Raw genomic sequence first — 17,785 nt, forward strand, 5'->3', positions numbered from 1 at the left:
ATGTAACCGGATCGGCCGCGGCCCGGCCCCCGAGATGCCGACGGGGCCGAACGGGCGCAGGGTGGTGTGGGTACGCGGTCCCGCGTACGAGGCTGCGTAGAGGAGTGGCGGTCATGGCGAAGAAGGCACGTACCGGCAAGCCGTCCCACCAGGACTCGGAGCGGGCGATGGCGAAGAACACGGCGGCCGAGGCGCGCGCCAAGGCCGCCGTCCGCGATGTGCAGTCGGTCTCCGCGAAGACCCGGGGCATGCAGCAGAAGGCCCAGGCGAAGCGGGGTTGAGCCGTAGGCTGACGCGATGCGGATGATCGTCCGGGGCGCCCGGCTGCTGCACAGCGAAGGTCTGCACGACGTCGAGGTCGCGGAGGACGGGCGGATCGCGCGCGTGCTCCCGTACGACGACCAGAAGGAGCCGCCGGCGACGGGGGTGCTGATCGAGGCGCACGGCGGCCTGCTCAGCGCGCCCTTCGTCGAGCCGCACATCCACCTGGACACGGCCCTGACGGCCGGCGACCCGCGCCCCAACGTCTCCGGGACGCTCTGGGAGGGCATCGCCTGCTGGAGCGAGCGCAAGAAGACCCTGACCCGCGAGGACGTGATCGCGCGGGCCACCGAGGTGCTGCGCTGGCAGGCGGCGCAGGGCGTGCTGCACGTGCGCACGCACTGCGATGTCACCGACCCGGCGCTGACCGCGCTCGACGCGCTGCTGGAGGTGCGCGACCGGGTCCGGGACGTGATGACCCTGCAGATCGTCGCCTTCCCGCAGGAGGGCATCGTCTCCTTCCCCGGCGGCGAGGCGCTGCTGCGCGAGGCGGTCCGGCGCGGGGCCGACGTGGTCGGCGCGATCCCGCACTTCGAGGACACCCGGGAGGACGGGGTGGCCTCGCTGGGCGTCGCCTTCCGGCTCGCCGAGGAGCAGGGACTGCGCGTGGACGCGCACTGCGACGAGATCGACGACGAACAGTCGCGGTTCGTGGAGGTGCTGGCCGCGCACGCCCTGCGCTCGGGGCTGCGCGGGCACGTGACGGCCTCGCACACCACGGCGATGGGCTCCTACGGCGGCGCGTACAGCTTCAAACTCCAGCGCCTGCTCTCCCGCTCCGGGATCAACCTGGTCTCGAACCCCTTCGCCAACCTCAACCTCCAGGGCCGCTTCGACGCCTACCCCAAGCGGCGCGGCCTCACCCAGGTCAAGGAGATGCTGGCGGCGGGGGTCAACGTGGCCTTCGGCCACGACGACGTGATGGACCCCTGGAACGCGCTCGGCACCGGAAACCCGCTGCAGACCGCCCTCGTCGGGATCTACGCCGCCCAGCTCACCGGAGCGGACGAGATCCCGGTGGCCTTCGAGATGGTGACCGAGCGCGCGGCGCGCGTCCTCGGCCTCTCGCCGTCGGAGTACGGGGTCCGCCAGGGCAACCCGGCCTCCTTCGTGCTGCTGCCGGCGCAATCGCCCACCGAGGCCGTCCGCCGCCAGGTCCGCCCCCGCTACGTCGTCTCGCACGGCACCGTCCTCGCCGAGACCCCGGCGGCTCCGGCCCGGCTGCTGGCCTGGCCGGGGGAGGAGGGCCCCTCGGAGGTGGACTTCGTCCCCCGCCTACGCTGACCGTCCATGACCCTTGTGACATGGACTCTTGACACTCCGTCGGCCCGCGCGGCGCTGGAGGTCGCCTCCGAGTACACGGACGCGGCGCTGCTGAACCACTCCGTCCGCTCGTACGCCTTCGGGGCCGAGTACGCGGACCGGCACGGGCTCTCGTACGACCGCGAACTCTTCTACGTCAGCGCGCTGGTGCACGATCTCGGGCTGACCGCGCCCTTCGACAGCCACACCCTGCCCTTCGAGGAGGCGGGCGGCCACGTCGCGCGCGTGCTGACGGCGGGGCTGGGCTGGCCGGTGGAGCGGCGGGCGCGCGCCGAGGAGATCATCGTGCGGCACATGCGCGAGGACGTCACGGCCGCCGAGGACGTGGAGAGCCACCTGCTCCAGATCGGTACGACCGCGGACGTCTCCGGGGTCGGCGTCGGCGACGCCGACCCCGTCTTCACGGCCGCCCTGCTCGCGGAGCACCCGCGCCTCGGCTTCGGCGACGCCTTCTTCGCGCTGGTCGCCGACCAGGCCGCGCGCAAGCCGCAGTGCGCGGCGGCGGCCTACGTGGCGAGCGGCGCGAAGGAGCGCATCGCGGCCAACCCGCTCGACCGGCGGGGCTGAGGGGGCGGGGGCGGGGTGACCGGCCGGGTCAGAAGAGCCCCAGGGCGTTGTCCAGGGACCAGACCTGCCAGCCCATCGCGAAGAAGGCGACCGCGGAGATCAGGGCCATCATCAGGTTCTGCCCCTGCTCGCCCCAGTCGTGGATCATCAGGATCAGGTAGACGAGGTTGAGCAGCAGCCCGGCGAGCAGGGCTATCGGGGTCAGGAACCCGACGATGAGGCCGAGGCCCAGGGCCAGTTCGGCGTAGGCGACGAGGTAGGCCATGAAGCGCGGGTAGGGCTTCACGACGATGTCGAAGCCGCGCGTGACGAACCCCCAGCGGTGCTTCTCGGCCACGCCGGCGGCCCAGCGGATGCCGCCTCCGCCGAACCAGTCCTTCTTGTCCTTGTGCCGCCAGCTCTCCAGCCACCACAGCCCGAGCCCGATCCGCAGAACGGCGACCCATTCGGGCCCGCCGAGCCAGATGGTCTGCATCCCCGGTTCCTTCCCTCGTTCCCTCGCAATGATCTGACGATGTGTCAGTTTCGGGGGAAGGGGAGGGCCGTGGCAAGGGGTTGGCGGACGCCGGGCTTCAGCGGACCGTGCTCCGGGTGCACGTGACGGCGACCGCCTGGACCTGGTTGTTGCCGAAGCCGCCGCGGTTCCAGGGCTGTTCCACCGGCTGTGTGCGCCCCGAGGCGTCGGTCGCGCGGACCAGGAGGGTGTGGCTGCCCGGGACCGCGGTCCAGTCGGCGTGCCAGCCCTGCCAGGCGTACGGGTGCCCGCCCCGCGGCAGCACCTCGGCGTCGGCCCAGCCGGCGCCCCCGTCGGTGCTCAACTCCACGCGCACGACCGGCCCGTGGCCCGACCAGGCGCGCCCGGCGAGCCGCACGGGGCCGGGGCGCACGACGCGGGTGCGGGACATGAAGTCGGGGAATCCGGGCGGGATCAGCAGGGCGCGCGGGGCGATCCGGGTGACGGGCTCGCCGGCCTCCTCGGCGCTCTGTTTGTACCGGTAGGCGGTGGCCTGTTGGTAGCCGCCGAACGCCGTGTCGACGAGCTCGATGTCGCGCAGCCACTTTACGTGGGCCATCCCGTACCAGCCCGGGACGATCAGCCGCAGCGGATGCCCGTGCTGGGGCGGCAGGGGCCCGCCGTTCATCGTGTGGGCGAGCAGCACGTCCTCGTCGACGGGCAGCGGCAGGCTGCGCCGGTAGTCCTGCTCGACGCCCCGCTCCACCCCGTGGTCGGCGCCCGTGAACACCGCCTCCACGGCGCCCGGAGCCACCCCGGCCCGCGCGAGCACCGCGCGCAGCGGGACCCCCGTCCAGTCGGCCGTCCCCACCGCCTCCACCAGCCAGGGCTGGCTGACCGGACGCGGTGACAGCCTCGCCCGCCCGTTGCCGGCGCACTCCATGGTGACCCGGCGGGTCACGGAGGGCAGGGACCGGAGGTCGCGCAGGCTCAGCTCCAGGGGGGTGCGCAGGCATCCGCGCAGGGTGAGGCGCCAATCCGCGTCCGCGCCCGCGTCGGTGCCGCCCGTGTCGGGGATGTCGTAGTGCACGAGCACGTAGTGCAGCCCGGCCGGGGTGACCTCGTACCGCAGGGCTTCGAGCGGGAGGCCGTGATTGCGGGCGGCGAGCGCCAGCTCGTCCTGGCCGATGCCCTCGCCGGGGCCGGCGACGCGGCCCGGGGGGCTGATCCCGGCCAGGGGGCGCTCCTCCATCGGTTCGCCGTGCTCCTGCATGGGCTCATGGTCCCGCGGTGCGGGTGGACCGGCTACTCCGCGTGCGGATCGCGCAATCAGACGGTATGAATTGGTCTGTCCCTTATGTGATCGGAGTGACGCGTGGACGACTATCCACTGCTCAACCTGTTCTGGACCATGCTGTGGCTCTTCCTGTGGGTCATGTGGTTCTTCCTGCTGTTCAAGGTGATCACTGACATCTTCAGGGACCACGAGCTGCACGGCTGGGGCAAGGCCGGCTGGCTGATCCTGGTGCTCCTGCTGCCCTACATCGGCGTCCTCATCTACCTCATCGTCCGCGGCAAGAGCATGAGCCGGCGCGACGTGAAGCAGGCGCAGGACAACGAGAAGGCCTTCCAGGACTACGTCCAGAAGGCCGCGGGTCCCCGCAGCAGCCCGGCGGAGGAACTCGCGAAGCTGTCCTCCCTCAAGGAGAAGGGGCACCTGACCCAGGAGGAGTTCGACAAGGCCAAGGAGAAGCTCCTGGCCTGAGGGGCGTCCTCGGATTCCCGCCGGACGGGGGCCGGACCGCGTGAGCGCGGTCCGGCCCCCGTCCGTGCGTTCCGGGTCAGGCCGCGGCCGGGTCCGTGTCCGCGTCCGTGTCCGTCAGCAGGTCGATCAGGGACGAGCGGGCCCGGGCCACGCGGGAGCGGACGGTGCCTATCGGACAGCCGAGCAGGAGCGCCGCCTCCGCGTACGGGAGACCCATGAGCTGGGTGAGGACGAAGACCTCGCGGCGTTCGGCGGGGATCGCCGCCAGGAGCTCCGCGAGCGCGACCCCGTCCTCGAAGCCGGGTACGCCGCGGGGCTGGCTCTGCTCGGCCGCGGCCTGCCAGTCGTCTCTGTCGGCGATCTTGGGGCGGGCCGCCTTGTGGCGCAGGCTGTCCACCACGGTGCGCCGCGCGATGGAGAGCAGCCAGGTGCGGGCGGAGGAGCGGCCCTCGAAGCGGTGCAGGCTGCCGAGGGCGCGCAGGAAGGTCTCCTGGGTCAGGTCCTCGGCGGACTGCGGGTCGGCGCTGAGGTAGGCGACGTAGCGGCGCACGTCGCGCTGCAGGGCGCGCACGAACTGGTCCACCGCGACGGGGTCGCCGTCACGGGCGGCCAGCGCGAGGAGGGTGACGGCCTCGTCGGGACCGGCGGCGCGGCGGGCGGGGGCGGTGGGCGTGGGGATGCCGGCGGAGGTGGTGGCGGCGGTCGGACGGGTGAGCAGGGCAGTGGTCATCGCCTGGTGTCCTTCTGGGAATCCGGCCGGATTCGATGCCGCGTCGCGGGCGGTGAGGAGCGTGCGGGCAGCACGAGCGGCGTCGTGCCTGCCGTGCCTGCGGTGGCAGGTGTGGCCGGAGTGGCCACGGTGACCGCAAACACCGCACTGCATGGCGCGCCCGGGGGTGCCCGGCGCCCGGTGCGCGGGCATCGCGAGGCCGGTGAACGGGTGGTACGGCCTGCCGGACGGCATGACCGATGCCCGAGGCGCGGTACGGGTACGGGTGCTGGGCCCGTGGCGCGTCGGGGAGCCGGCTGTCAGACGACAGCGATCCCGTGAGGTGGACCCCGTGAGGTGAGGGCGTCGGCGAGCAGCAGCCGGCGGGGCGTCCGGGTCCGGTGGTTCCGGGGAAGGCGGACGCGGGGCCGGTGTGCGGGCGCGGGGAGCCGGAAGAACAGGCGCAGCGGTACGAGGAACCGGGCGGCGACGCTGCGCAGGACGCGGAAGGCGCCGCGTTCCCCGTACGCGAGCCAGAGGCCGCAGACCAGGGCCGCCAGGAGGTGGCCCGCGAGCATGCCCGCCGGTGACATGGAACCCATGGCGTGAGCGGTCGGCAGTGGCAGCGGTGCCGGCAGCGCCGCCACCACGGACGCGGAGCCGTCGGTCATCCCGTGCATGGTGTGCATCCCGTGCGTCCCGGCCAGGCCGTGCACGTCCTGCATGACGTGCCGGGTCGTGCTGCCGGCGCCCGGCGACGGAGCCGCCTGCGGGCGGAGCACGGAGGGGGAGCAGAGCACGTACTGGACCCAGCGGCGGCCCAGGGAGGTCAGAGAGCCCAAGGTGCTCAAGGAAGCTAAGGAGGCGACCGGTTCTCGCGGTCGCGCCGCCGCGGCCTGGGCGAGCGAGAACCCGCCGTGCAGGGCGGCCTGGACTCCTACGGTCGCGGAGACGACGGCCGAGAGGCCGCGCTCCCGACCGGCGAGGAACCAGCCGGTCGCCGAGGTTCCGGCGAAGGCCGCGGCCATCCCCCACCAGGGGACTGCGGTTCCCGACATGAGGGTGTGCCCGAGGGACGAGAGCAGCACGCAGGTGGCCGCGAACATCGCGGCCCGTACGGCTCGGCAACATCGACCCGGTGTCATGGCGCGGCCATCGTTGCACCGGCCGGGCGGGGGCGACAGAGGGCATCAGGTTTTCTCATCGTCCGGAAATCGCGCCTCGCCGCATTGTGGCGCACGCCACAACAGGCCCTGGGAACCAGGGCGTTCACTGATCCGACTCCTGTCCCTGAAGTGACGGCCGGGGACTGACAGGGGACTGGCCGGGGACTGAGGGCGAGCAGCGGGAACGGGGTGGGCGAGCGGTGGCGGACCGGAGCCGGTCGGTGAAGACACCCGGAGCGGCCGCGGGCCCGAAGGGCGGCCTGACAGGTGGACCGACGGGCGGCGCGCCGGGCGGGCTCACGGCGCTGCTCACCGGCGCCATGGCCTTCTCGATGCTCCAGCTGTTCCTCCTCGGAGCGCTCGGTCCGCGTCTGGTGGGGGAGTTGGGGGTCTCACCCGCCCTGCTCGGCTGGACCACCACGGTCGGGTTCGGTACGGCGGCCCTGCTGTCGCCGCTCGGCGGCAGGCTGGTGGACCGGATCGGGCCGCGCCGTTCCCTCGTACTCCTGCTGTCGGTGTCCGCGGCGGCGCTCGCGCTGATCGGGGCCGCGCCCGGCCCCGGGTTCCTGCTCGCCGCCGTCGGGCTGGGCGGACTGCCCCAGGCCCTGGCCAACCCGGCGACCAACAAGGCCATCCTCGCCGCCGTGCCGCCCGGCCGCCGGGGGCCGGTGACCGGCATGAAGCAGTCGGGCGTCCAGCTGGGTGCCTTCGCCGCCGGGCTGCCGCTCACGGCCCTGGCCGGCGGGATCGGCTGGCGCGGGGCGGTGTGGACGGCCGCCGCCACCGCCGCGCTGGCGGCGCTGTGGGCGCTGCGCGCCCTGCCCGCCGACCAGCGGGCGGCCCCGGCCGGACCGCGTGGCTCGCTCGTCCCGCGCGGTGACATCGCCTGGCTGGCGGTGTTCTCCCTGTTCCTGGGCTGCGGGATCGCCTCGGTCAACACGTACGCGGCCCTCTTCGGCGCACAACGGCTCGGCCTGGGTCCCACCGCGGCGGGCGCGCTGGTCGCGGTGCTCGGAGTCGCGGGCATCGCGGGGCGGATCGGCTGGTCGAAGGCGGCCCGGCCGGGGCGTGCCGAGCGGCTGCCGGGAGCCCTGGCCGCCGGAGCGGTGGGGGCGGCCGTCCTGCTGGTCGCGGCGGAGACCGTACGGCCGCTGGTCTGGGTGGCCGCGGTGGCCGTCGGGGTGTTCGCGGTATCTGCCAACGCCGTCTCGATGGTCCTGGTGATGCAGCGCTCCGCCCCCGGCCGGGCCGGGCAGGACTCCGCCCTCGTGGCCGCCGGCTTCTTCACCGGCTTCGCCGTCGGCCCCCTCCTCTTCGGCCCCCTCGCGAACGCCGGCCGCTACGGGACGGGCTGGCTGCTGGTGGCGGCCGAGTTCGCGCTGGCGTGCGCGGTCGGGGTGACGTGGGCGGTGATCTCGGACCGTGAGCGGGAGACGAGTGAGGGAGTGAGGGCGTGAGGGCCCGTTGACAGGTGTGCGGGTGGTGCACGCATGGGCGGCGCGGGCGTTGGCGGAGGTCCTCGAGCAGGTGGCCGTCACGGCGGACGCTGTCCCCGAGGGCCGGTTCCCGCTGTACGCGGAACCGGACACGGGGCGGTGGACGACGACCGGCCGGGGTTCCTGGGCCGGTGGGTTCTGGGCGGGGCTGCTCTGGCTGAGGGCTCGCCACACGGGATCCGAAGGCGACCGGGCCGCCGCCTCCGCCTGCACCGCGCGGCTGGCCGGCTGGGTGGAGGCCGACACCTCCACGCGCGGGCTGATCCTCTGGTACGGGACCGCCCTGGCCGCCGAGGACACCGGGGCGCAGGAGCTGCGGGCGCGGGCGGCCGGTGCCTGCTCGGCCGCGATGGACGGGGAACTCGGGCTGCTGCCCTGGGGATCGGCGTTCGGCGGCCCCCGACTGCTGGCCCGGGTGGACGGCCTGCCGGGCACGGTCCCCCTGCTCGCCACCGTCAGCCCCGCGGCAGCGGCCTCGCACCTCCGGCGCCACCTGACCCTGTGCCTCCCCGCTTCCGGGACGGAGGCAGGCCGCGCCCGTGACCTCGTACCGGCCTGGTCCTACGAGGCGGAGCGGGGCTGGCTGGCGTGCGCGGAGCCGGCGCCGGGCTGGAGCCGGGGCCCGGCCTGGCTGCTGCTCGCGCTGGCCGACGCACTGCACCGGCCCGCCGTCGCGGAGCACCTGCCGGGGCACCCGCAGGCCCTGGCGGACCGTCTCGCCGCCGCGTGGACGGGGCCGGGCGCACCCCTCGTACCGGCTGCGGACGGGTCGGACGGGTCGGACGGGCCGGTGGACACCTCCGCCGCGGCCATCACGGCCGTGGCGCTCCTGAAGCTGTCCCTGCTGCCCGGGCCCCGGGCCGAGGCGTACCGGCAGCGTGCGGTGGAGATCCTGGAGCACCTGGTCGACCGTCATGTCATCCGGGGCCGACTGCTGAACGGCTGCTACGACGCGGACAAGGGGCTCGCCGCCCGCCACGAACTGGTGTGGGGCGACTTCTTCCTGGCGCTGGGACTGGCCGGACTGGCCGGGCCGGCAGACCTCCGCACCGTCTGACCGCCCGCATCCGGGACGCGGGTCCACGACGCGGGCCACGATGCGGCTGCCCGGGTGCGATGCCGTCCGCCGGACGGCAGCATTCTGTGGACACCCCGAGGAGGGGCGGATGGCCGGCATACGGGTGACGGTCTGCCTGCCGGCGGCGTCCGGCTGAGCTGTCACGGCTGACGTCGCTCGGACCCGGGTGACGACCGCACCGGGAGGACACCTCCGTACTCGCCCAGCACCCTGCGCGCCACCCCCGTGATGTGCAGTTCGTCCGGGCCGTCCAGGATCCGGGCCGTGCGGCCCGAGCGGTAGAGGGCGGGGAGGGGGGTGTCGGGGCCCAGGCCGGCCGCGCCGTGGATCTGGATGGCCGCGTCGGTCACCTGCTGGAGCGTGCGGGCCGCGGCCACCTTCGCCAGGCCCACCTCCACGTGCGCGTCCCGTCCGGCGCCGATCCGGGCCACGGCCTCGTGGACGAGCGGCCGGGTGGTGCGCAGCGCGAGGAGCGACTCGAAGACGTGGCTCTGCACCAGCTGGTGGCTTCCGAGCGGACCGCGCGACCCGGTACGGGAGTTCACGCGCTCGCACATGAGGTCGAAGGCGCGCTGGGCCTGGCCGAGCCAGCGCAGACAGCGCAGGGTGCGGCCCAGCTGGAGCCGTTCCGCGGCGATGGCGAGGGCCAGGCCGCGTTCGCCGAGGAGGTGGTCGGCGTCCACGCGCACCCGGTCGAACTCGATCTCCCACTGGCCGGCCGCTCCCAGCACCGGCAGCTCCCGCACCACCCGGAAGCCCGGCGCCGAGGTGGGGACGACGAGCAGCGACAGCCCCGTACGGTCTCCCGGCCGCCCGTCGGTGCGGGCCAGTACGGTGACCAGGTCGGCCTCGGCGGCGTGCGAGGTGAACCACTTGCGGCCGCTCAGGGTCCAGCTCCCGTCCGCCTGTTCCGCCGCGTGCGTGGAGGTGAGGTACGGGTCGGTGCCCGGGGTCTCCGGGTCGGTCATGGCGTAGCAGGCGCGCAGCTCGCCGGCCGTCAGCCGCCGCGGGTACAGCGCGCGCACCCGGTCGCCGCCGTGCCGCCACAGCATCGTCGCGTCGAGCAGCGGCGCCGACCCCAGTGCCGCCGGTCCGTGGTCGCTCGCCCCCTCGGCCTCGGCGAGCCGTGCGTAGCGCGCCAGATCCAGTCCCCGGCCGCCCAGTTCCGCGGGGAGCGGCAGGGCCCAGAGGCCCGCCTCCTTCGCCCCGGCCTGGAGCTCCCGCAGGGCCGCCGCCGCGGCGGGACCGCCCGCGTCGAGGACGGGCTCGCGGGGCATCACCCGCTCCCGTACGAACTCGGCCACCCGGTCCTTCAACTCCGCGTCTCCACTCGCGAGTTCGCCCAGGCCGTGCGCCGTGCTGCCTCCGCTCTCCGCCACTCGGTCCTCCACCACTTTCCTCCAGCCCGCCGGGAACCCGTGGGAACGGCAGTCCGACTGCCTCCCCGTGGAACTGGTCGGGCGGGCCCGCCCCTTGGTTCCCGCGTACGGGATCACCAGCGGCGCCGGCCGATCGCCGGGCCGGGAGAAGAGGAGAGGCATGGCGTCACCCGCCGTCACCCAGACCGCTCGGCCGCTCGACGGGCTGCGCTTCACCACCTCGGGACCGCCCGCGCTCACCGGCCCGGTTGCCGAGCACCTGAGGGCGCTGGGAGCCGTCGCCTCGGACACCGGGCCGCAGGCTGCGGGGGGCGACAGCGGAGCGGCCCGCGTCACCTTGGCGGACGAGGCTTTCGGGGGCTCGTACGGGGACGCCTTCGGGGGTTCCTACGGGCCTGGCCTCCCCGACGAGGCCCCGACCGCCACCGCCACCCTCGCCTGGTCCTCGCCGGAGGCGGCCCTGCGGGGCGTCACCGACGAGGCGACCGTGCAGGCCGCGGCCGGGATCATGGCCGTGCACGGCCGCCGCGACGGCCTGCCGCGGGGGCTCGCCGTCGACTACGCCACCGCCGCGACGGCCGTCCTCACCACGCAGGGCCTGCTCGCGGCCCTGCTGGCCCGGGCCAGGGGGTGCGAGGGCGCCGCCGCGCAGCCGCACACGTACGTGGACCGGGCCGGGCTGCTGGTCGTGTCCCAGTACCTCGCCGCGAGCGGCGCCGACGAGGGAGAAGCCGCCGAACTGGCTCCCGGGGGGCCGCCCTTCACCGCCGGCGACGGCACGCTCTTCGAGCTGGAGACCCTGGATCCGGGTGCCTGGGCCGGCTTCTGGCGGGCTCTGGAGGCCCCCTCCGACGCGGTACGGGCCGGCTGGCGGCCCTTCCAGTTCCGGTACGCCACCGCGTGCGCCCCCTTCCCCGAAGCACTGCACGCCACCACCCGGGCCCACGGCTGGCAGCGGATCCACGACGCGGCGGCCGCCTCGGGAGCCGAGGTCTGCCGGCTGCGGAGCCTGGCCGAGCGGGCCGCCGAGCACGACGGAGCCGCCCCCTGGACCCTGGCCCCGTACGGCCCCGGCGGCCATGTCCGGGCGAAGGCGGCGCCCCCCGGCCCCCTCGCCGGCCTGACCGTCCTGGAGGCCGGCCGTCGCGTCCAGGCGCCGCTCGCCGCCCACCTGCTGGGGCTGCTCGGCGCCGAGGTGGTCCGGATCGAGCCGCCGGGCGGTGACCCGCTGCGCGGCATGCCGCCCGCCTGCTCGGGCGTCTCCGCCCGCTGGCTGGCCCTGAACCGGGGCAAGCGTGCCGTGGAGATCGACATCAAGTCGCCCGGCGACCGGCTGCGGCTGGCCGAACTGGCCGCCGGAGCCGACGTGTTCCTGCACAACTGGGCCCCGGGGAAGGCCGCCGAGCTGGGCCTGGACTCCGCCGACCTCGCGCGGGCGAACCCCGCGCTCGTGTACGCGTACACCGGCGGCTGGGGCACGGGCCGGATCGCCGATCCGCCGATGGGCACGGACTTCATGGTCCAGGCCCGCACCGGCGTCGGCGAGGCCGCCCGGCCCGAGGGCGAGGTGCCGGCGCCCTCCCTGATGACCCTGCTCGACGTGCTGGGCGGGCTGCTCGGCGCCGAGGCCGTCCTCGCGGGGCTGCTGCTGCGCGAGCGCACCGGACGCGGGGTCCGCGCGGACTCCTCGCTGCTCGGCGCCGCCGACCTGCTCACCGCCCCGGCCCTGCACCGCGCCCGGCACGGGGAGCGGGGCCGCCGGCCCGCGGGATTCCGTACGCCCCTGCGCACCGCGGACGGCTGGATCGCCCCGGCCGACGCGGACGCCCGCGCGGCGGCGGCGGTCGTCACCGGCACGCGGGGGTTCGCGGAACTGCCCACCGAGGACGCCCTACGGGCACTGCGGGCGCGCGGCCTCGCCGCGACCGCCGTCACCACCGACCTTGCCGACCTGCACCACGACCCGCGCTTCGCCGGCTCGATCAGCCGCGACGCGCACGGTGCCCCCGCCGTTCCCGACCCCTGGAGCTTCGTATGACCGTCGCACTGCACGATCTGCTGCCCGTGGGCCTGCGCCGCTCGTGGGCGGTCGACGGAACCTGTCCCGACCTCGACCTCTACAGCCTCTTCCGGGCCCGCCAGATCGCCGACCTGCACCACACCGCGGTCATCGACGCCAAGGGCAAGCTCTGTTACACCGCGCTCGACCGCAAGGTGCGATGTCTGGCCACCGGCCTCGCGGAGCTCGGCGTACGCCCCGGCGACGTGGTCGGCGTCCAACTCCCCAACGGCCGCCACGCGGTCATCGCCGACCTGGCCCTGGCCGCCCTCGGAGCGGTGGCCCTGCCCTTCCCTGTGGGCCGGGGCGGCCAGGAGGCCCGCAGCCTGCTGCGCCGCGCCGAGGCCGTCGCGGTGATCGCCGCCGTGGAGCACCGGGGCCACCGGCACGCCGCCGAACTGCGGGACCTGGCCGCCGAACTGCCCGCGCTGCGCCATGTCATCGCGGTCGGCGGGGCGGCGGGCACGGGCTCCAGCCGCTCACACCCTGAAGGAACGATTCGGCTCGCGGAGCTGCTGCGCTCCGACCCGGCCGCCTTCGTACCCGCCCGGCCCCACCCCGACAGCGCCGCCCGCATCCTGGTGTCCTCGGGCTCGGAGGCGGAGCCGAAGATGATCGCCTACTCCCACAACGCCCTCGCCGGCGGCCGGGGCAACTTCCTCGCCTCCCTGATGCCCGACGGGACACCGCCGCGCTGCCTGTTCCTCGTACCGCTCGCGTCCGCCTTCGGCTCCAGCGGTACCGCGGTCACCCTCGCCCGGCACGGCGGAACCCTGATCGTCCTCGACCACTTCACGCCGGAGGCGGCCCTCGCGGCGGTGCGCGAGCACCGGCCCACGCACGTCCTCGGGGTCCCCACGATGATCCGCATGATGCTCGACCGGCTGGAGGCGGAAGCGGACGCGGAAGCAACCGGGGACGAAGCCGGGGCCGGGACCGTCCCGCTCCCCGCCCCCACCGCCCTCGTCCTCGGCGGCGCCCCCCTCGACGAGACCACGGCCGCGAGCGCGAGCCGCGCCTTCGGCTGCCCGGTCGTCAACCTCTACGGCTCGGCCGACGGGGTCAACTGCCACACCGGACTGGGCGCGGCGGCCCCGGAGTCCGAGGGCACGGGCATCGCCGCCGGCCGCCCCGACCCCCGGGTCGCCGACATCCGCATCGCCGACACCGAGACGCACGAGCGGCTCCCCGACGGCGCGATCGGGGAGATCATCGCGTGCGGCCCCATGACCCCCATGTGCTACGTCGCCTCCCCCGACCTGGACGCCCGTTACCGCACGCCCGAGGGCTGGGTCCGTACCGGCGACCTCGGCTTCATCGACGGGGACGGGGTCCTCCACGTCGTCGGCCGGCTCAAGGACATCGTCATCCGCGGCGGCGCCAACATCAGCCCCGCCGAGGTGGAACGGGAGCTCTCCTCGGATCCCCTCGTCCGCGACGTCGTCTGCGTCGGGATCCCGGACGAGGTGATGGGCGAGCGCCTCGCCGCCTGCGTCGTCCCCCGCGGCGCGCGGCTCCCCACCCTCGACTCCCTGGCCGGACACCTCACGCTCCGCGGCCTGGAGCGCCGCAAGCACCCCGAGCACCTGCTGCTCCTGCCGGAGCTCCCGCTCACCCCGGCCGGCAAACCCGACCGCGTGGAGCTGCGCGCACGGGCCCGCGGAGCCGCCGAGGCCGCTGCTACCGGCGCTACCGCCGCACTCGCCGCCGGGACGCCGGCCGGGGTGCGCGCGTAGACGAAGGCGGGGCGGCCCTGAAGGGACCGCCCCGCCCCGCCCTGCTCGCGCCCCTAGGGCCTGTCGTCACACTCCCGTCTGCCTCGCGACGCCTGGCACGCGCTCTCGCCGCACCGGGCGAAAGCCAAGTACGTCCAGTACACGGGCTTCCGCCCGGCACGCCGAGAGCACGCACCAGACGCCGCGAGGCCGCCCTTCGGGCGACGACGGGAGTGTGACGACAGGCCCTAGGCGGCCTTGCCCATGGCCTTCTTCAGCTCGGCCCCCGCATTGCGGTAGACCGGCAGCAAGTCCAGGTCGTTCCCGGGGTAGTTGACGATCTTCACCTGCTGCGCGCCGGAGTCGGGCAGGACGGTCCCGGTCGACATGTGCGCGTTGTCCAGTACCAGCGCGGGCTTCTTCGCCGACAGCTCGGCCAGCTGCGCCGGGGTCACCGCCTCGGGGCCGTAGGTGCCCACCGTGGTGGCGCCCGCCAGCTTCGCGGACCAGGCGGTGAACACCTGGCTCACGACCGACGGGCTCTTCCCGCCGGGCCAGGCGGCCCGGACGTCCTTCGCGACCCGCCCGTACTCGGCGTCGAAGTCCGCGGCCCACTGCGCGGCGGCGGCCTGCGTGCCGAACAGCACGCCCAGCCGGGCGACTTCGGCCTTGACCTTGTCGGCGTCGTTGTCGAGGTTCACCTCCACCAGCTCCGCCTTCGACCCGGCGGCCTCCTTGATCTTCGCGGCGTACGGCTCGAACGGCGCGTACAGCACGAAGTCGGCCCCGGCGACGGCGGCGAGGTCGGAGGGCTTGGGGTCGTAGTCCGGGGCGTGGTGCACGGACTGCGGCACGATCACCTTGACGTCCTGCGCGCCGGCGGCCTTGGCGAAGGCGCCCTCCCAGGTGGTCGTCACGACGACGACCGGCTTGCCGCCCTTGGCGGTGTCACCGCCGGGCCCACCGGCATCGCCATTGCTGTCACTGTCGCTGTCGCCGCAGCCGGTCACCAGGGCAAGTGCCAGGCCCAGTGCCGCGGTCAGTGCGAGGAGGGAAGTGCTGCGGACGCGGGTTCGCGGCGCCATGAGCGGATTCTCCGTTCGGGTACGAGGTGCACCGCGAGGACGAGCGCCCCCGCGGTCAGGACGAGGACGGGCCCGGGGGGCCAGTCCAGCCGGAGGGCGATGAGGAAGCCGGTCAGGTTCACGAAGACACCGATGGCCACCGCCCACCCGGTGATCGATTTCAGCGAGGTCCCCAGCCGGCGCGCGGCCAGGGCGGGCAACAGGGTCAGCGCGTCGACCAGCAGGGCGCCGGTCAGCTTGATGGCTCCGGCGACCGCGACCGCGACGAGCACCAGCAGTACGGTCGTCAGCGCCCGCACCGGCACGCCCGAACACTGCGCGAGCTCACGGTCGTACAGCAGCAGCGCCACCTCGCGCCGCCGCCACCAGAACAGGCCGGGCACGAGGACGGCCAGCACGCCGAGCACCACGAGATCGGCGCCGCCGACGGACAGGATCGAGCCCCACAGCAGCGCGAACGCGCCCGAGGCGTTCACCCCGGAGACCGCGAGGAGCAGGAGCGCGGCGGCGATCGCGAGGCTCATCAGCAGCCCCATCGCCCCGGACAGCCCGTCCGGGGTCCGGGCCAGCGGGGCGACCCCGGCCCCGGCCAGGGCGCAGGCCACCAGCGCGCACAGCATCGGGTCCAGCCCGGTGAGCAGCCCGACGGCGATGCCCAGCAGCGCGACGTGCATCATCGCGAAGCGCACCGGCATGATGTCCAGCCCGACGATGACCACACCGATCACGGGCAGCCCGACGGCGGCCAGCAGCAGGGCGAAGCCGGCCCGCTGTACGGGGGCCAGTTGCAGCAGGGTGCCGAGGTCGGCGCTCGCGAGGGAGGCGGCCGCGAGGGTGGCGCTCACCGGACCTCCCGCAGCCGGCCGGCGGCCATCTCCAGGACCCGGTCGCAGCGTTCCGCGAGGGCCCGGTCGTGCGTGACGACGACGAGCGTCACGGGCAGCGCGGCCAGTACGTCGGCGGCCTCGTCCTGCCCGGCGAAGTCCAGGGCGGCGGTCGGCTCGTCGGCGAGCAGTACGCCGGCCCCCGCGGCCACGCAGCCGATCGCCCGGGCCAGGTACATGCGCTGCAACTGCCCGCCGGACAGGGTGTGCAACGGCCGCCCGGTCAGCGGCCCCACCCCCAGCCGGTCGGCGGCCTCGGCGGCGGCGCGGGCGTCCCCGCCGCTGGCGAGGAGTTCGCCGCCCAGCAGAGGGAAGCGTCCGGCGGCGGGCTTCTGCGGGATCCACGCGCACGCCCGCCGCCGCCAGGCGGGATCGCCCGCGCGGCCTCCGACCAGGATCTGCCCGCTGACCTGAGGGTGCAGTCCGAGCACGGCGCGCAGCAGGGTGGTCTTGCCCGATCCGTTGGTGCCGGTCAGCGCGACGCGCTCGCCGGCGGCGATCACCAGGTCGACGCCGACCACGGCCTCGACCCGCCCGTGCCGGCAGCCCACCCCCTCCATCCGCACGTCCAGCCCGCCCATCCCACGCCCCTCCCCTGTCACCGGCCCCGTCCCTACGCGAAGTTGGTCGCACGCCAACCCCCCACAGTTCCCCCACCCCACCGACGGACCCCCACCTCCCCACCAACAGCCCCCCACCCCCTACCCGGCCCCGCCCAGCACCGCCGCGACCTACCCGACCTGCCCTGCCCCGGCCTGCCCGGCCCCGGCCTACACCGGCCCTGTCGCGCCCGGCCGTGCCCCGCCCCGCTGGGCCCCCTACCTGACCCTGCCGCCCTTGCCCGGCCCGCCCGGCCTGACCCTGCGGGCCCGGCTCTGCCCGGCCCGGCCCGGCCCGGCCTGCCCTGCCCCGGCCTGCCCTGCCCTGCCCCGGCCTGCCCTGCCCTGCCCCGGCCTGTACTGCCCCGCCCCGCCCGCCGGCCCCGGCTGACCGGCGTAGCCACCCCGGCCCGCTGGACGACGTAAGGCTTTCGTCATCCGGTCGGGCCTGGTCCCCGCCCGCGCCAGCGCGTTGAATGCCCATGACGGCCGGCCGGCCGGCCGAACGCGAGGAAGGCACGCCGAGTGACGCAGAACCCGACGCAGGAGCCGACGCCGAACCAGCCGCAGCACCCGGCGAAGAAGCGGCGCGGACGCCGCCTCCTGGCCGTACTCGCCCTCCCGGCAGCCCTGTTGCTGGGCCTCGGCCTGTACTGGTTCCAGCCGTGGAAGCTCTGGCAGGACGCCACGGTCCACGAGTCCCTCCCGGCGGCGGCCCCCTCCGCGCCCGCACCCACCGGCTCGCCCACCGCAGGAACGGCGCCGAGCACCGCGCCCGTCCCCCCGCGGACCCTCGCCCAGGGCGCGCTGATCAGCCACGAGCACACCACCACCGGCACCGCGAAGCTCATCCGGCTCCCGGACGGCTCCCACACCCTGCGCCTGGAGAACCTCGACACCAGCAACGGCCCCGACCTGCGGGTCTGGCTGACGGACGCCCCGGTGAAGGAGGGCACGGCCGGCTGGCGGGTCTTCGACGACGGCAAGTACGTCAGCCTGGGCAAGCTCAAGGGCAACAAGGGCGACCAGAACTACGCGATCCCGGCCGACGTGAACCCGTCCGACTACGGCAGCATCACCATCTGGTGCGACCGCTTCGACGTCTCCTTCGGCGCGGCGGCCCTCACGACCGTGTGATCGGCGACCCGTGTGATCCGCGGCCGCCCGGATGCCTCCGTGTCACCC

Annotated in this window: 17 protein-coding genes; 9 read left to right on the top strand and 8 right to left on the bottom strand. The window is 74.9% G+C overall.

Annotated features, from left to right (window positions below; genetic code table 11):
* Positions 1-113: 113 nt before the first annotated feature.
* From ACODT5_RS39665 to ACODT5_RS39675, 3 genes are read left to right on the top strand one after another with little or no spacing between them, the layout of a single operon-like run.
* Positions 114-281 carry a hypothetical protein gene (locus tag ACODT5_RS39665; protein ID WP_422523847.1) on the top strand — a complete coding sequence of 56 codons (168 nt, stop codon included), beginning with the start codon at positions 114-116 and terminating at the stop codon, positions 279-281.
* Positions 282-297: 16 nt separating this feature from the next.
* Positions 298-1,605 (top strand): cytosine deaminase, encoded by a 1,308-nt coding sequence (codA, locus tag ACODT5_RS39670; RefSeq protein WP_422523848.1) that lies wholly within the window; start codon positions 298-300, stop codon positions 1,603-1,605.
* A gap of 6 nt (positions 1,606-1,611) precedes the next feature.
* Positions 1,612-2,211: an HD domain-containing protein gene (locus ACODT5_RS39675; protein WP_422523849.1), complete on the top strand. Its 600-nt coding sequence runs from the start codon at positions 1,612-1,614 to the stop codon at positions 2,209-2,211.
* A gap of 28 nt (positions 2,212-2,239) precedes the next feature.
* Here the strand turns inward: ACODT5_RS39675 and ACODT5_RS39680 are convergent, their stop codons facing one another.
* Both ACODT5_RS39680 and ACODT5_RS39685 read right to left on the bottom strand, forming a co-directional pair.
* Positions 2,240-2,686 (bottom strand): DoxX family membrane protein, encoded by a 447-nt coding sequence (locus ACODT5_RS39680; RefSeq protein WP_266906263.1) that lies wholly within the window; start codon positions 2,684-2,686, stop codon positions 2,240-2,242.
* Between the two features lie 97 nt (positions 2,687-2,783).
* Entirely contained in the window at positions 2,784-3,938 is a 1,155-nt protein-coding gene (locus tag ACODT5_RS39685) for a sulfite oxidase (RefSeq protein WP_422523850.1), read from the bottom strand.
* 102 nt (positions 3,939-4,040) lie between these two features.
* Here ACODT5_RS39685 and ACODT5_RS39690 point away from each other — a divergent pair, with 102 nt between their 5' ends.
* Positions 4,041-4,430 (top strand): SHOCT domain-containing protein, encoded by a 390-nt coding sequence (locus ACODT5_RS39690; RefSeq protein WP_422523851.1) that lies wholly within the window; start codon positions 4,041-4,043, stop codon positions 4,428-4,430.
* A gap of 76 nt (positions 4,431-4,506) precedes the next feature.
* Here the strand turns inward: ACODT5_RS39690 and ACODT5_RS39695 are convergent, their stop codons facing one another.
* On the bottom strand, positions 4,507-5,160 hold the full coding sequence (locus ACODT5_RS39695; protein ID WP_422523852.1) for a sigma-70 family RNA polymerase sigma factor: 654 nt from the start codon (positions 5,158-5,160) through the stop codon (positions 4,507-4,509).
* Between the two features lie 299 nt (positions 5,161-5,459).
* The gene (locus tag ACODT5_RS39700) at positions 5,460-6,284 is read right to left on the bottom strand and encodes a hypothetical protein (protein WP_422523853.1); all 825 of its coding nucleotides are present in this window, start codon (positions 6,282-6,284) and stop codon (positions 5,460-5,462) included.
* 341 nt (positions 6,285-6,625) lie between these two features.
* Here ACODT5_RS39700 and ACODT5_RS39705 point away from each other — a divergent pair, with 341 nt between their 5' ends.
* Together ACODT5_RS39705 and ACODT5_RS39710 are read left to right on the top strand one after the other, a co-directional pair.
* Complete coding sequence (locus ACODT5_RS39705; RefSeq protein ID WP_422525170.1) at positions 6,626-7,762, top strand: MFS transporter; 1,137 nt, start codon at positions 6,626-6,628, stop codon at positions 7,760-7,762.
* 22 nt (positions 7,763-7,784) lie between these two features.
* Positions 7,785-8,858, top strand: a complete 1,074-nt coding sequence (locus ACODT5_RS39710) for a sugar ABC transporter permease (protein ID WP_422523854.1) — start codon at positions 7,785-7,787, stop codon at positions 8,856-8,858.
* 161 nt (positions 8,859-9,019) lie between these two features.
* On the opposite strand, the gene ACODT5_RS39715 is transcribed toward ACODT5_RS39710, so the two are convergent.
* Positions 9,020-10,258, bottom strand: a complete 1,239-nt coding sequence (locus ACODT5_RS39715; RefSeq protein ID WP_422523855.1) for an acyl-CoA dehydrogenase family protein — start codon at positions 10,256-10,258, stop codon at positions 9,020-9,022.
* Positions 10,259-10,418: 160 nt separating this feature from the next.
* Here ACODT5_RS39715 and ACODT5_RS39720 point away from each other — a divergent pair, with 160 nt between their 5' ends.
* The gene (locus ACODT5_RS39720; protein ID WP_422523856.1) at positions 10,419-12,296 is read left to right on the top strand and encodes a CoA transferase; all 1,878 of its coding nucleotides are present in this window, start codon (positions 10,419-10,421) and stop codon (positions 12,294-12,296) included.
* The gene (locus ACODT5_RS39725) at positions 12,293-14,053 is read left to right on the top strand and encodes a class I adenylate-forming enzyme family protein (protein WP_422523857.1); all 1,761 of its coding nucleotides are present in this window, start codon (positions 12,293-12,295) and stop codon (positions 14,051-14,053) included. Before ACODT5_RS39720 ends, ACODT5_RS39725 begins: the two co-directional genes overlap by 4 nt.
* Positions 14,054-14,280: 227 nt before the next feature.
* On the opposite strand, the gene ACODT5_RS39730 is transcribed toward ACODT5_RS39725, so the two are convergent.
* Genes ACODT5_RS39730 through ACODT5_RS39740 form a run of 3 tightly spaced genes read right to left on the bottom strand, consistent with a single transcriptional unit; the run spans position 14,281 to position 16,582 of the window.
* Entirely contained in the window at positions 14,281-15,117 is an 837-nt protein-coding gene (locus ACODT5_RS39730) for a metal ABC transporter substrate-binding protein (protein ID WP_422523858.1), read from the bottom strand.
* Positions 15,072-15,962, bottom strand: coding sequence for a metal ABC transporter permease (locus tag ACODT5_RS39735; protein WP_422523859.1), 891 nt, complete (start codon positions 15,960-15,962; stop codon positions 15,072-15,074). Before ACODT5_RS39735 ends, ACODT5_RS39730 begins: the two co-directional genes overlap by 46 nt.
* The gene (locus ACODT5_RS39740) at positions 15,959-16,582 is read right to left on the bottom strand and encodes an ATP-binding cassette domain-containing protein (RefSeq protein ID WP_422523860.1); all 624 of its coding nucleotides are present in this window, start codon (positions 16,580-16,582) and stop codon (positions 15,959-15,961) included. The genes ACODT5_RS39735 and ACODT5_RS39740 overlap by 4 nt, the downstream gene beginning before the upstream one ends.
* Positions 16,583-17,203: 621 nt before the next feature.
* On the opposite strand from ACODT5_RS39740, the gene ACODT5_RS39745 reads away from it, so the two are divergent.
* Positions 17,204-17,737 carry a DM13 domain-containing protein gene (locus tag ACODT5_RS39745; RefSeq protein WP_422525171.1) on the top strand — a complete coding sequence of 178 codons (534 nt, stop codon included), beginning with the start codon at positions 17,204-17,206 and terminating at the stop codon, positions 17,735-17,737.
* The last annotated feature ends 48 nt before the right edge of the window (positions 17,738-17,785 follow it).

It is taken from the genome of Streptomyces tatrensis (assembly GCF_049310065.1).
Lineage (GTDB): Bacteria > Actinomycetota > Actinomycetes > Streptomycetales > Streptomycetaceae > Streptomyces.

Excerpts from the sequence above, each read along its gene's own strand:
- ACODT5_RS39680 (WP_266906263.1), bottom strand. The coding sequence starts at position 2,686 with ATGCAGACCATCTGGCTCGGCGGGCCCGAATGGGTCGCCGTTCTGCGG.
- ACODT5_RS39685 (WP_422523850.1), bottom strand. The coding sequence starts at position 3,938 with ATGCAGGAGCACGGCGAACCGATGGAGGAGCGCCCCCTGGCCGGGATC.
- ACODT5_RS39730 (WP_422523858.1), bottom strand. The coding sequence starts at position 15,117 with ATGGCGCCGCGAACCCGCGTCCGCAGCACTTCCCTCCTCGCACTGACC.
- codA (WP_422523848.1), top strand. The coding sequence starts at position 298 with ATGCGGATGATCGTCCGGGGCGCCCGGCTGCTGCACAGCGAAGGTCTG.
- ACODT5_RS39705 (WP_422525170.1), top strand. The coding sequence starts at position 6,626 with ATGGCCTTCTCGATGCTCCAGCTGTTCCTCCTCGGAGCGCTCGGTCCG.
- ACODT5_RS39740 (WP_422523860.1), bottom strand. The coding sequence starts at position 16,582 with ATGGGCGGGCTGGACGTGCGGATGGAGGGGGTGGGCTGCCGGCACGGG.
- ACODT5_RS39695 (WP_422523852.1), bottom strand. The coding sequence starts at position 5,160 with ATGACCACTGCCCTGCTCACCCGTCCGACCGCCGCCACCACCTCCGCC.
- ACODT5_RS39665 (WP_422523847.1), top strand. The coding sequence starts at position 114 with ATGGCGAAGAAGGCACGTACCGGCAAGCCGTCCCACCAGGACTCGGAG.
- ACODT5_RS39720 (WP_422523856.1), top strand. The coding sequence starts at position 10,419 with ATGGCGTCACCCGCCGTCACCCAGACCGCTCGGCCGCTCGACGGGCTG.
- ACODT5_RS39725 (WP_422523857.1), top strand. The coding sequence starts at position 12,293 with ATGACCGTCGCACTGCACGATCTGCTGCCCGTGGGCCTGCGCCGCTCG.
- ACODT5_RS39675 (WP_422523849.1), top strand. The coding sequence starts at position 1,612 with ATGACCCTTGTGACATGGACTCTTGACACTCCGTCGGCCCGCGCGGCG.
- ACODT5_RS39700 (WP_422523853.1), bottom strand. The coding sequence starts at position 6,284 with ATGACACCGGGTCGATGTTGCCGAGCCGTACGGGCCGCGATGTTCGCG.